Here is a 12,044-nt window from a genome sequence, read left to right as displayed (position 1 = left end):
GTGCTACATCTCCTCCGTGACGTAACGGTGAAGCCAGGTGCGGAACTCCGGACCCAGGTCGTCCCGCTCGCACGCGAGGCGGACGATGGCCCGCAGGTAGTCGCCGCGGTCCCCGGTGTCGTAGCGACGGCCCCGGAAGATCACGCCGTGCACCGGACCGCCGACGGTCTCGTCGGCGGCCAGCTTCTGCAGGGCGTCGGTGAGCTGGATCTCCCCACCGCGGCCCGGCTCGGTCTCCCGCAGTATGTCGAAGATCGCGGGGTTGAGGACGTAGCGGCCGATCACCGCGAAGTTGCTGGGGGCGTCCGCGGGGTCCGGCTTCTCGACGAGTCCGGTGATCCGGACCACGTCCTGCTCGTCGGTGGCCTCGACGGCGGCGCAGCCGTAGAGGTGCACGTTGGCCGGGTCGACCTCCATGAGGGCGATGACGGTGCCGCCGGTGCGGGAGTAGACGTCGGTCATCTGACGCAGCAGCGGGTCGCGCGGGTCGATGAGGTCGTCACCGAGGAGGACGGCGAAGGGCTCCTGGCCGACGTGCGGTTCGGCGCACAGCACGGCGTGGCCGAGGCCGCGCGGGTCGCCCTGGCGGACGTAGTGCATGGTGGCCAGGTCGCTGGATTCCTGGACCTTCTTCAGCCGGTCGTCGTCGCCCTTGGCGATGAGGGCGGACTCCAGCTCGTAGTTCCGGTCGAAGTGGTCCTCCAGAGCGCGCTTGTTACGCCCGGTGATCATCAGGACGTCGTCCAGCCCGGCCCCCACGGCCTCCTCGACCACGTACTGGATGGCCGGCTTGTCCACAACCGGGAGCATTTCCTTCGGGGTCGCCTTGGTCGCCGGAAGGAATCGCGTACCGAGGCCCGCAGCCGGAATGACGGCCTTCTTGATCACGGGGTGCAACATAGTCATGGCCAGAACGATAGTGGGTTCCGTCGGACGCTCAACGGGATCGCGGTAGGTAGATCCACTTATGTCCATATTCCGAGGGAGATTTGGTTCCGCTGTGAATGAGAACCCGCAGACCGCCGCCTCGACCAAGGCCGAGCTGCGCCGGGAACTCCTCGCCGCCCGCCGCGCCTTGTCCCCCGATGCCTGCCGCGCGGCCGCCGCCGCGCTCGCCGGCCGGGCTCTGGAGCTGCCCGAACTGGCCGGTGCGCGCACGGTGGCGGCGTACGTCTCCGTCGGCACGGAACCGGGCACCCGCGATCTGCTCGACGCCCTGCGCGCGGCCGGGAAGCGGGTACTGCTGCCCCTGCTGCTGCCCGACAACGATCTCGACTGGGCCGTGTACGAGGGCCGGGCGGGCCTCGCCGAAGCCGCTCACCCCGGGAAGATGCGGCTGCTGGAGCCGTCCGGCCCGGCGCTCGGGCCGGACGCGGTGACCGGCGCCGACGCCGTGCTTCTGCCCGGACTCGCGGTGGACGGTCGCGGGATGCGGCTCGGCCGCGGCGGCGGCTCGTACGACCGGGTGCTGCGGCGGCTGGAGCGCGCCGGAGCGCATCCCGCGCTGGTGGTGCTCCTCTACGACGACGAGGTGGTCGCGCGGGTCCCGGAGGAACCGCACGACCACCCCGTTCAGGCGGTGGCCACCCCTTCCGGGGTGCTCCGCTTCTGAGACCTGCGCGCCGCTAGGGCTTGAGGGTCAGGGTGTCGACCGTCGCCTTGTCGACGGCCTCCTTGCCGAAGGGCCACTCCAGCAGCTCGCCCTTGGCCCACATCGTCGTCTGGTCGGTGTAGTTCGAGTGGTACGTGTGCCCCGAGGCGCCCGTGAGGTTGATCCAGCGGGACTTGTCGAGGTCGTTGAGGTTCACGACCATCCGCATCGACGGCACCCAGGTCACCCCGTACCCGCTGGAGGCGTTCCAGCCGGTCGCGTTGACGGTGGCCTCGCCGCCGCCCAGGTTCCAGGGGCCGCGGTTGAGGAGCCACTGCATGAAGCCGGGGCCCTCTGTGCCGATCGTCTGGTTCTTGAGGTTCAGCTGGTGCAGCCGGCCCCAGCTCCAGGTGGACTGGTCCTTGCCGAGCTTGGCGGTCAGCTCCCAGCGGGCGTCCTCCATGGCCCGCGCGAACAGCTCGTCGCGGGTGGTGGTCGCCGGGACCGTGAGGTTCTTCCTGGGCGCGGCCCACCAGGGCGACTTCTCGTCCTTGACGAGGCGGCGGACCACCTCGAACCAGCGGTCGCCGCCGTCCGGCTGCGCCGAGTCGCTGCCGCGCATGCCGCATTCGCGGACCACTTCGGCCAGGTCGTCGTTGGGGCCGCTGCTCTGGTCGTGGACGTTCATGCAGCTGCCCTCGATGCGCAGCTCCTTGGGCATCTTGTCGCCGAAGGCCAGCTTGAGGATGTTGCGCCAGACGGCGTTGAAGTAGGCGGCCGCGGCCGAGTCGGGCTCCTGGGTGTAGTTCCAGCCCTCCAGCAGCTTCTGCGCGGAGCGCACGTCCGGGTCCTTGACCTCGATCTTGGCGAGCATCGGGGTCAGCAGCGCGGCGATCTCGCTGCTGTTGTCCATCTGCATGGCGCGCATGTCGTCGGTCGAGATCTTGCCGCTGTCCTTGATCTTCGCCTCGATGAGGTCGTTGATCCGCTGGCTGCGGGCGCCGTAGCCCCAGTCCGTGGTCAGCGTGTTCGGGTACTTGCCGGCGCCGGTGCCGCTCTCGACGACCGCCTGGTTGGCGGTGACGATGAAGCCGCGCTGCGGGTTCTGCTCCCACGGCAGCTCGTTCTGCGGGATCCAGCCGGTGGCGCTGCCCGGGGTGCCCTTCCAGGCGTACTTGGGGTCCCAGCCGGGGGCGGGCATGCGGCCGTCGCCCGCGCCGCGCACAGGGATCCGGCCGGGGGCCTGGTAGCCGATGTTGCCGTACTGGCCCTTGTTGTCGGCGTAGATCAGGTTCTGGGAGGGGACCTCGAAGTCGGAGGCGGCCTTGCGGAAGTCGTCGAAGTTCTTGGCCTTGTCGAGCTTGAAGACCGCGTCCATGGACTTGCCCGGGTCGAGGGCGGTCCAGCGCAGGGCGACGGCGTAGCCGGTGCCGCGGTCGGGGGCCGAGGAGGCGACGGGGGCGCGGGAGCCCACCGTGCCGAGCTCGTCGCTGCGGTCGGAGATCAGCGGGCCGTTGTTGGTGGTGCGGACGGTGATCTTCTTGCTCTTCTCGCCCGCGATCTTGATCTCTTCGACGCGGGTGGTGAAGGGGAGCACCTTGTTGTCGTAGACGTAGCCCTCGGGCTTGACCTGCTCCAGGTAGAGGTCGGTGACGTCGGCGCCGAGGTTGGTCATGCCCCAGGCGATGTCGGTGTTGTGGCCGATGACCACGCCGGGCATGCCGGAGAAGGTGAAGCCGGCGACGTCGTACTGGCACTGGGCCGAGGCGGCGCGGCAGTGCAGGCCCATCTGGTACCAGACCGAGGGCAGCTGCGGGGAGAGGTGCGGGTCGTTCGCGAGGAGCGGCTTGCCGGTGGTCGTGTACTTGCCGGAGACGACCCAGGAGTTCGAGCCGATGCCGCTGCCGTTGGGGCCGAGGATCGCGGGGATCTGGTCCAGGGTCTTGGCGAGGGAGGTCATCTGCGTGCGCAGGCCCACGGTCGCGCCCTGGGCGGTGGCGTTGTCGGCGAGACCGGTGGGGCTGCCGGTGCCGCCGTTGGCGGTGCTCGCGTTCGAGCCGGTGGCGCCGGAGCCGGTGGTGCCGGTGCCCGTGGCGTCCTTCGAGGCGGGGCCGGCCGCGGCGCCCTGCGGCGCGTACTTGCCGCCCTCGACCTTGCCGCCCTCGACGATCGGACGGTTCCGGTCGAAGGGGTACGGCGGGTACAGCTCCTCGATCTGCGCCGGCGAGAGCGTGTTCGACATCAGGGCGCGGTCGATCTCGTCCTGCATGTTGCCGCGCAGGTCCCAGGCCATCGCCTTGAGCCAGGCCACCGAGTCCACCGGCGACCACTGCTCGGGCTTGTAGTCGGAGCTGAGCCCGAGGGCGGCGTGCTCGACGGAGAGGTCCTTGCCGGACTTGCCCTTGAGGTACGCGTTGACCCCGTCGGCGTAGGCCTGGAGGTACTTCTTCGTCTCGGGCGAGAGCTTCTTGTCGAACTCCTCCTGCGCGACCTGGCGCCAGCCCAGCGTCCGCAGGAAGGCGTCGGTCTCGACCTGGCCGGAGCCGAACATCTCCGAGAGCCGCCCGGAGGTCATGTGACGGCGTACGTCCATCTCCCAGAAGCGGTCCTGGGCGTGGACGAAGCCCTGCGCACGGAAGAGGTCCTCGTCGTTGTCGGCGTAGAGCTGGGGGATCCCGTGCTCGTCGCGCTTGACGTCGACGGTCCCGGTCAGGCCGGGCACCTTCAGGGAGCCGGTCGTCTGGGGGAACGAGGCGCGCACGCCGTCCACGCCCCAGTACGCCCCGTAGCCGAGGCCCGCGAAGAGCGCCAGGACCAGCACGAGCACGATCAGACGGGCTCGTCGTCCCTTCTTCTTGACGGGAGGAGCGGTTTCGTTGGCGGGCATCGCTGTCCTTAGAGGGGCAGGGTGGTCCTGGGAGTGCTGGGAGCAACCATAGGCGCAGGACCGGCCCCGGTGATCCGCCAGGGGTCCAGGTGCTGAGGACAGGGGCGAACACGCGTTTCACAATGTGGTTATCACGTAAAGAGAGCGTCAAAGATTAGGTAAGGTAACGAATTACTTGCCGAACCTGTCGCGCGGAGGAGCGGTCCACCGGCTCCCCCGTGCGCTTTGAGGAAGGGTCGCCCGCTGACTGTCCACACGCTCAATGAGCTCCTGCTGGTCTGCTCGCTCGTGCTGCTCGTCGCCGTCGCGGCGGTGCGCATCTCCTCGCGCAGCGGCCTCCCCAGCCTGCTCATATACCTCGGCATAGGCGTCGCGATAGGCCAGGACGGGATAGGCAACGTCGTCTTCGACAACGCCGAGCTGACCCAGGTCATCGGCTATGCCGCACTCGTCGTGATCCTCGCCGAGGGTGGTCTGGGCACCAAGTGGAAAGAGATCAAGCCGGCTCTGCCGGCGGCGATCGTGCTGTCGACGGTGGGCGTCGCGGTCAGCGTGGGCGTCACGGCGGCCGCCGCGCACTACCTGGTCGGGCTGGAATGGCGCCAGGCCCTGCTCATCGGCGCGGTCGTCTCCTCGACCGACGCCGCGGCCGTCTTCTCCGTACTGCGCAAGGTCCCGCTCCCCTCCCGGATCACGGGCGTGCTGGAGGCCGAGTCCGGCTTCAACGACGCACCCGTCGTGATCCTCGTCGTCGCCTTCGCGACGGTCGGCCCGGTGGGCCCCTGGTACGTCCTGGTCGGCAAGATCGCGCTGGAGCTGCTGCTCGGCGCCGCCATCGGCCTGGCCGTGGGCTTCCTGGGCGCCTACGCGCTGCGGCACGTGGCCCTGCCCGCCTCGGGCCTCTACCCGATCGCCGTGATGGCCATCGCGATGGTGGCGTACGCGGCCGGAGCGCTGGCGCACGGCTCCGGCTTCCTCGCCGTCTACCTGGCCGCCATGGTGCTCGGCAACGCGAAGCTGCCGCACTGGCCGGCGACGCGGGGGTTCGCGGACGGGCTCGGCTGGATCGCCCAGATCGGCATGTTCGTGCTGCTGGGACTGCTGGTCACCCCGCACGAGCTGGTGAACGACTTCTGGCCCGCGGTGATCATCGGGCTGGTGCTGACGATGGTGGCGCGGCCGCTGGAGGTCTTCGTCAGCCTGCTGCCCTTCCGGATCCCGTGGCGGGAGCAGGCCCTGATGTCGTGGGCCGGTCTGCGCGGAGCGGTGCCCATCATCCTGGCGACCATCCCGATGGTGTCCGGGATCGAGGGCAGCGACCGCGTCTTCAACATCGTCTTCGTGCTCGTCGTCGTCTACACCCTGGTGCAGGGGCCGACGCTGCCCTGGCTGGCGCGCGAACTGCGGCTCGGGGACACCGACGAGGGCGCCTCGGACCTCGGCATCGAGTCGGCGCCGCTGGAGAAGCTGCGCGGACATCTGCTGTCCTTCGCGATCCCGCCGGCCTCGCGCATGCACGGCGTGGAGGTGAGCGAGCTGCGGCTGCCCGCCGGAGCCTCGGTGACCCTGGTGGTACGGGACGCGAAGAGCTTCGTGCCGGCGCCGTCGACGGTGCTGCGGCGCGGTGACGAGCTGCTGGTCGTGGCCACGGATCCGGTGCGGGACGCGGCGGAGGCGCGGCTGCGGGCGGTGGCCCGGGGCGGCAAGCTCGCCGGGTGGCTGGGCACGGGCAACGGATCGGGCCGGGGGCCGGGCGGCGGACCCGGCGGGGCGGGCGGCACGAGGGGCGTCACAGGGCGTTAGAGCGTCGCTCTAATTCGATGCCTTAGTGGATTCTGCCCATATTTACCCATGTTTTTATGGCTTCCGAAGGCGAAGTTCCAGTTAATCGCAGGTGAAGACACCTCTTGTCGCCGTAATCACAGGGCGCTTCAGGACCCTTCCCTGTATGATTAAGGCACAACCATCGAACCAACTCTGCCTGACGCAGAGCTGGCGCGACCGCAAAGCGGCCGTGGCTCCCTCCCGCAGTGGGCGCCCAGGTATCACTCGGTTCTGCGCAAGAGGACAGCTCTCGGGGCTCCCACATGTACGGGTGCGGCCGCTCACAAGGCGGAACACCGTCCGCAGACGGGGACGCTCTACCAGGCAGCGGAAAGGCAAGGCCGTGACATCCGCGGTCACGACCGACACGTCCGCCCGCCCCGGCTACGGGCAGCTCCTGCGCACGCCCGGCGCCCTCAGCTTCCTGCTCCCCGGCTTCGCGGCCCGGCAGCCCTTCGCGATGCTGACCGTGAGCATCGTCCTCCTGGTCCAGCACACCACCGGCTCCTTCGGCAGCGCCGGCATCGTCGCCGCCGTCACCGGCGTCTCGATGGCGCTCTTCGCCCCGCAGATGGGCAAGCTGGTCGACCGGCTCGGCCAGAGCCGCGTGCTGGTCCCGGTGGTCCTCTCGCACGCCGCGGCCATCAGCGCCCTGACCGCGCTCGCCCTGCTCGGCGCACCGCTGTGGGCGCTCGCGCTCGCCGCGATCCCCGCCGGCGCGTCCGTCCCGCAGGTCGGCCCCATGGTCCGGGCCCGCTGGGCCGCCAAGCTGGAGGGCTCGCCGCTGCTGCAGACCGCGGCCGCGTTCGAGTCCGTCACCGACGAGTTCACCTTCGTGGTGGGCCCGGTGCTGGCGACCTTCCTATGCACCGCGGTCCACCCGTCGGCCGGCCTCGTCGCCGAGGCGACGCTGACGGTCGTCGGCGGTCTGCTCTTCGCCGCCCGGCGCGGCACCCAGCCGAAGCCGGCCGCCCGCGCGGCGAACGGCGAGAAGCACGCCTCCGCCCTGTCCTTCGCGGGCCTGCGCGTCCTGATCGTGGCCTTCATCGGCATCGGCGCCGTGTTCGGCGGCATGCTCGTCTCTGTCGCCGCCTTCTCCGAGGAGATCGGCAACCCGGGCGCCAACGGCCTGCTCTACGGCATCTTCGCGGGCGGCAACATGATCGCCGGCATCGCCATGGGCGCCGTCGCCTGGAAGATCGGCCCGCGCCGCCGCCTGATGATCGGCTACGTCGGCCTCACCGCGGCGGCCTCGGTCCTGTGGGCCGTGCACTCGGCGGTCCTGCTGGGCGCCCTCGGCCTCGTCGTCGGCCTGTGCATCGCCCCGGCGCTGATCACCGGCTACACCATGATCGAGCAGCTGGTCCCCGCCGCCTCCCGGACCGAGGCCTTCACCTGGCTCACCGGAGCGGTCGCCTTCGGGCAGGCCGGTGCCGTGACCCTGGCCGGGCGTCTGACCGACGCGCACGGGTCCTCGTACGGCTTCCTGGTGCCCGCGGCGGCCACCGCCCTCGCGCTGGCCACCCTGCTGGTGCTGCGCGGGAAGCTGGCCCCGAAGGCCCCCAGCCGGGTCGTGAAGTCGTCCGCCCCGGCCGCCCCGAAGGCGGTGCGGAACACGGGCAACGAGCGTGGGATGGGTCACCGCGTGCCGGTGACGGTGGACTGATCCGCCGGAATACGTCACCATGGAGCGTCGTTAGCACTCATTGAGTCAGAGTGCCAGGAGGAAATTCGTGCCGACCTACCAGTACCAGTGCACCGAGTGCGGTGAGGGCCTTGAGGCCGTGCAGAAGTTCACCGATGAAGCGCTGACCGTGTGCCCGAGCTGCGACGGACGCCTGAAGAAGGTGTTCTCCGCAGTCGGCATCGTGTTCAAGGGCTCCGGTTTCTACCGGAACGACAGCCGCGGCGCCTCTTCGAGCAGCACCCCTGCCACGAAGTCGTCGTCGACGACGTCGTCCGCGACGTCCACCGCTGCCGCCGCCCCCGCCGCTTCGGCCTCCTCGACGTCGTCGAGCTCGGGCAGCAGCGCCGGCTCCACCTCGGCGGCCTGACCGTCCCATCGCCTTTTCCCAGGCCCCGCAGCCCTTCCCGGGCAGCGGGGCCTCGGGCATGCCCCGCGGGTCCCCGTTAGGGTGACGTACATGGCGAACGCAGAGATCGGTGTCATCGGCGGCTCGGGCTTCTACTCCTTCCTGGAGGACGTCTCCGAGATACAGGTGGACACCCCGTACGGCCCCCCGAGCGACTCCCTCTACCTCGGCGAGCTGGCGGGCCGCACGGTGGCCTTCCTCCCCCGGCACGGGCGCACCCACACCGTCCCGCCGCACAAGATCAACTACCGGGCCAACCTGTGGGCGCTGCGCTCGGTCGGTGTCCGCCAGGTGCTCGGCCCGTGTGCCGTGGGCGGCCTGCGGCCCGAGTACGGACCGGGCACGCTCCTCGTACCGGACCAGCTGGTCGACCGTACGAAGTCCCGCGTCCAGACCTTCTTCGACGGGGAGCCCCTGCCCGACGGCAGCGTCCCGAACGTCGTGCACACCACCTTCGCCGACCCGTACTGCCCGGTGGGCCGGTCCGTGGCGCTCGCGTCGGCCCGGCAGCAGGGCTGGGAGGCGGTGGACGGCGGCACCATGGTCGTGGTCGAGGGGCCCCGCTTCTCGACGCGCGCCGAGTCCCGGTGGCACGCGGCGGCGGGCTGGTCGGTGGTCGGCATGACGGGCCACCCGGAGGCGATCCTCGCCCGTGAGCTGGGCCTCTGCTACACCTCGATGGCACTGGTCACGGACCTGGACGCGGGCGCCGAGACGGGTGAGGGCGTCTCGCACACCGAGGTCCTGAGGGTGTTCGGCGAGAACGTGGGCCGCCTGCGCAAGGTCCTCTTCGACGCGGTCGCGGCCCTGCCGGAGACCGATTCCCGCGACTGCCTGTGCACCCACGCCCACGACGGCTGGGACCTGGGGATCGAGCTTCCCTGATCTTTCGTACGCCGGTGTCGGACGCGGGCCGTACCCTCCGGCCATGGGAGATTTCGGGGGGATGGTCGTGGCCCGCTGTTCCGCGGCGGAGCTGCTGGGGATCGCCGGGGCGGCCGGGTTCGAGGGGATCGACCCAGGTGCGAGACCGGCCGGCGAGTGGGCGGCGGTGACCTTCGCCGACCGGCCGGCCGGTGGCGGCACCGTGGTGGCGCGGCGCACGGGGGAGCCCGTCTTCACGGTGGCGTACCTCGACAGCGACGTCGGCTTCGTCGAGGCCGTCACCCCGGTCGGGAGCCGCTGGAAGGCCGTGCTGAACCGGAGGAAGGCCGAGGACTACGGGATACCGGTCGACCGCTACCCGGTCGAAGGGGCCGTGGCCGGGGCCCTCGCCTGGGCGGCGGCCGCCGGGCTGACCGCCGACGCGGCGGGCATCAGGGCCGCGCTCACCGGCGAGGAGACCTTCGCGGAGGACCTCGCCGACCGGCTCCTCGTCGCGCTCGGAGTCTCGTAGAAACGTTTTCCCGGAGGGTGTCACATTCCGGGGGGGCTGTCCGGTCCTTGCTCATGAAGGACCCACCGAGACCGCTTCCACCGCTTCCACCGCTTCCACCGCTTCCACCGCTTCCCGGGAGACGACAGCCATGCCGCGCATCTCGCTCACCCCGCCCCGCACCCTTCTCATGCGCATCGGCGCCTGGTACTCGCGCCGCACCTACGGCAAGGTGCTCGACCCCGGCCAGGCGTACGGGCACAACTCGCGCGTGCTGCTCTCGTACGTCCTCCTCGAACAGCGGGCGGCGAAGTGGAACGCCCTCGACGCCGGGCTGAAGCACCTCGCGGTGATGGCCTCGGCCGCCCGCATCAACTGCTCGTGGTGCATGGACTTCGGCCACTGGGAGGGCCAGGAGAAGGGCCTGCCGGCGCAGAAGATCGCGCTGGTACCGCGGTGGAGGGAGAACCGCGGGGCCTTCAGCGCGCTGGAGGCGCTCGTCATGGAGTACGCCGAGGCCGTGACGGAGACCGAGCCGGCGGTCACCGACGAGCTCGCCGCGGAGCTGATCGTGCGGCTCGGCGAGGCGGCGTTCGTCGAACTCACCGCCGTGGTCGCCCTGGAGAACTGGCGCTCGCGCGTGAACAGCGCCTTCGGCCTGACCAGCCAGGGCTTCGCGGAGGAGTGCCGGGTCTCCCCCGTGTGAGTGACGGGATCGTCCACAGGGCGGGGGCCGTCCACAGGCCGGAGCGGGATCCGGCGGGAGGCCGGATCGTGGGGTGTGTCCGGACGCAGGGTCCGGACACGGCACGCGACCGGTCAGGCGGTGTTCCTCATGTCCCTTACGGCTTCCCCCAGTTCTTCCTCCTCTTCGATCCATTCCTCCGCGTGTCCCCCCGCGCGTAAGGTCCCGCAGTTCCCCCCGCTCCGTGTGGGGCGGGGCGGGGAGCGGCTGCGCAGGGTCCTGCGGCGTCGGCGGCGGGCCGCCGCCGCCGGGTTGGCGGTCGCGGCGGCGGCCCTGGCCGTGGGCGGGGCGGAGGCCCAGGCCTCGCGGGGGGCCGCACCGGCGGGGGTGAAGGCCCAGGCGCCGGCCCCGGCCCCCGCGGCGGCCGTGCGGACGGTGTCCGCGCCGGTGCGCATCGCGGACGCGGCGACGGTGCGGCTGCTGCGGCCCGGGGACCGGGTCGACGTGGTGGCGGCGGAGCGGGCCGGGCCGCCGAGGGTGGTGGCCGAGGGGGCCCGGGTTGCCGAAGTGCCCGATCCCGAGCAGGGTGTCGGGGACGGTGGGGCCCTCGTGGTCCTGTCCGTGCCCCGGGACACCGCACGGGTCCTCGTGGGGGCGGGCTCCGTGGCGCGGCTGGCGGTGACGTTGTGCTGATTCGCACGCACGCCCAGTCAAGTCACCTCCAAGTGGGCGTCGATTGGACACGCCGGGCCTGGACTGCCGTAGCTTTCGGAACCGTTGACTCCGTGTTCGGCAGATTCGAAGAAAGGCTCAGTGGTGGGCGAGAAGAAGAAGGAGAGCGTCCTGGCGGGCTTCAAGGCCTTCCTGATGCGCGGCAACGTGGTCGACCTGGCGGTCGCCGTGGTCATCGGCGCCGCGTTCACGAACATCGTGAACACGATCGTCAAGGGGATCATCAGCCCGGTCGTGGGCGCGGTCGGGACGCAGAGTCTGGAGGGCTACAAGACCTGCATCAAGGCGCCCTGCGAGATCGGGAAGGACGGGCAGCCCACGGGCGTCGAGATCCTCTGGGGCTCGGTGCTGAACGCCACGCTGACCTTCCTGATCACCGCGGCGGTCGTGTACTTCCTGATGGTCCTGCCGATGGCGAAGTACCTCGCCAAGCAGGAGCAGCGCCGCAAGGCCCGGGAGGGCGTCCAGGAGACCATGGAGATCACCGAGCTGGAGGTCCTCAAGGAGATCCGGGACAACCTGGTCGCCCAGCGGAGCGGCAGCGCGAACGGCACGACCGTCGCTCCGGGGTCGCGCGACGCGTTCTGACCCGTCTGGCGGCTCAGATGTGGTGCGGGGGCTTCTCGTCGAGGAAGCGGGCCAGGTCGGCCGCGCTTCCGCCGGCGGGGGGCCGCTCGCCCCAGCCGCGGTCGGTGTCGTCCGAGGACTGCTGGTCCAGGGGGTCGTCGAAGACCAGCCTGGGCCTGGGCCTGCTCTCCGGCCTGGGCTCCGGCTTCGCGGCGGGCTCGGGATGCGGGTCGGGGGCGGCGGAGGTGCTCATGCCTCCAGGGTACGGCCGCCCCCGGCGCCCGCTCGGC

The 12,044-nt window shown here is 70.9% G+C and carries 12 protein-coding genes; 9 read left to right on the top strand and 3 right to left on the bottom strand.

Going from position 1 to position 12,044, the window contains the following annotated elements:
* Nucleotides 1-3 precede the first annotated feature (3 nt).
* A complete protein-coding gene (gene galU / locus ACZ6Y1_RS14500) occupies nucleotides 4-906 on the bottom strand; it encodes a UTP--glucose-1-phosphate uridylyltransferase GalU (protein WP_469627897.1) in 903 nt (300 codons plus the stop codon).
* A 94-nt stretch (nucleotides 907-1,000) separates the two neighbouring features.
* Between galU and ACZ6Y1_RS14495 the strand changes: the two genes are divergently transcribed.
* Entirely contained in the window at nucleotides 1,001-1,612 is a 612-nt protein-coding gene (locus ACZ6Y1_RS14495; RefSeq protein ID WP_469627894.1) for a 5-formyltetrahydrofolate cyclo-ligase, read from the top strand.
* A 13-nt stretch (nucleotides 1,613-1,625) separates the two neighbouring features.
* Here ACZ6Y1_RS14495 and ACZ6Y1_RS14490 read toward each other — a convergent pair whose 3' ends face one another.
* Entirely contained in the window at nucleotides 1,626-4,478 is a 2,853-nt protein-coding gene (locus tag ACZ6Y1_RS14490; protein WP_469627891.1) for a penicillin acylase family protein, read from the bottom strand.
* 288 nt (nucleotides 4,479-4,766) lie between these two features.
* Here ACZ6Y1_RS14490 and ACZ6Y1_RS14485 point away from each other — a divergent pair, with 288 nt between their 5' ends.
* The 8 genes from ACZ6Y1_RS14485 to mscL all read left to right on the top strand — a co-directional run bounded on the left by ACZ6Y1_RS14485 (nucleotide 4,767) and on the right by mscL (nucleotide 11,775).
* Nucleotides 4,767-6,281, top strand: coding sequence for a potassium/proton antiporter (locus tag ACZ6Y1_RS14485; protein WP_469628294.1), 1,515 nt, complete (start codon nucleotides 4,767-4,769; stop codon nucleotides 6,279-6,281).
* A 364-nt stretch (nucleotides 6,282-6,645) separates the two neighbouring features.
* A complete protein-coding gene (locus ACZ6Y1_RS14480; protein ID WP_469627888.1) occupies nucleotides 6,646-7,968 on the top strand; it encodes an MFS transporter in 1,323 nt (440 codons plus the stop codon).
* Between the two features lie 67 nt (nucleotides 7,969-8,035).
* Nucleotides 8,036-8,356, top strand: coding sequence for an FmdB family zinc ribbon protein (locus ACZ6Y1_RS14475; protein ID WP_469627885.1), 321 nt, complete (start codon nucleotides 8,036-8,038; stop codon nucleotides 8,354-8,356).
* Nucleotides 8,357-8,446: 90 nt separating this feature from the next.
* Nucleotides 8,447-9,280 carry an S-methyl-5'-thioadenosine phosphorylase gene (locus ACZ6Y1_RS14470; RefSeq protein WP_469627882.1) on the top strand — a complete coding sequence of 278 codons (834 nt, stop codon included), beginning with the start codon at nucleotides 8,447-8,449 and terminating at the stop codon, nucleotides 9,278-9,280.
* Nucleotides 9,281-9,323: 43 nt separating this feature from the next.
* Nucleotides 9,324-9,791 (top strand): hypothetical protein, encoded by a 468-nt coding sequence (locus tag ACZ6Y1_RS14465; RefSeq protein ID WP_469627879.1) that lies wholly within the window; start codon nucleotides 9,324-9,326, stop codon nucleotides 9,789-9,791.
* A 130-nt stretch (nucleotides 9,792-9,921) separates the two neighbouring features.
* Nucleotides 9,922-10,476, top strand: a complete 555-nt coding sequence (locus tag ACZ6Y1_RS14460; protein ID WP_469627874.1) for a carboxymuconolactone decarboxylase family protein — start codon at nucleotides 9,922-9,924, stop codon at nucleotides 10,474-10,476.
* Between the two features lie 129 nt (nucleotides 10,477-10,605).
* Nucleotides 10,606-11,148 (top strand): hypothetical protein, encoded by a 543-nt coding sequence (locus ACZ6Y1_RS14455; RefSeq protein WP_469627872.1) that lies wholly within the window; start codon nucleotides 10,606-10,608, stop codon nucleotides 11,146-11,148.
* A gap of 120 nt (nucleotides 11,149-11,268) precedes the next feature.
* Entirely contained in the window at nucleotides 11,269-11,775 is a 507-nt protein-coding gene (gene mscL, locus ACZ6Y1_RS14450; RefSeq protein WP_469627869.1) for a large conductance mechanosensitive channel protein MscL, read from the top strand.
* A 13-nt stretch (nucleotides 11,776-11,788) separates the two neighbouring features.
* On the opposite strand, the gene ACZ6Y1_RS14445 is transcribed toward mscL, so the two are convergent.
* The gene (locus tag ACZ6Y1_RS14445) at nucleotides 11,789-12,007 is read right to left on the bottom strand and encodes a hypothetical protein (protein WP_469627866.1); all 219 of its coding nucleotides are present in this window, start codon (nucleotides 12,005-12,007) and stop codon (nucleotides 11,789-11,791) included.
* Nucleotides 12,008-12,044 lie beyond the last annotated feature (37 nt).

The organism is Streptomyces sp. NPDC053432, from assembly GCF_055585365.1.
Note: the sequence above shows the minus strand (reverse complement) of the source record. Positions and strands in the feature narration are given on the sequence as shown.

Excerpts from the sequence above, each read along its gene's own strand:
- ACZ6Y1_RS14465 (WP_469627879.1), top strand. The coding sequence starts at position 9,324 with ATGGGAGATTTCGGGGGGATGGTCGTGGCCCGCTGTTCCGCGGCGGAG.
- ACZ6Y1_RS14455 (WP_469627872.1), top strand. The coding sequence starts at position 10,606 with ATGTCCCTTACGGCTTCCCCCAGTTCTTCCTCCTCTTCGATCCATTCC.
- ACZ6Y1_RS14460 (WP_469627874.1), top strand. The coding sequence starts at position 9,922 with ATGCCGCGCATCTCGCTCACCCCGCCCCGCACCCTTCTCATGCGCATC.
- ACZ6Y1_RS14490 (WP_469627891.1), bottom strand. The coding sequence starts at position 4,478 with ATGCCCGCCAACGAAACCGCTCCTCCCGTCAAGAAGAAGGGACGACGA.
- ACZ6Y1_RS14445 (WP_469627866.1), bottom strand. The coding sequence starts at position 12,007 with ATGAGCACCTCCGCCGCCCCCGACCCGCATCCCGAGCCCGCCGCGAAG.
- ACZ6Y1_RS14470 (WP_469627882.1), top strand. The coding sequence starts at position 8,447 with ATGGCGAACGCAGAGATCGGTGTCATCGGCGGCTCGGGCTTCTACTCC.
- galU (WP_469627897.1), bottom strand. The coding sequence starts at position 906 with ATGACTATGTTGCACCCCGTGATCAAGAAGGCCGTCATTCCGGCTGCG.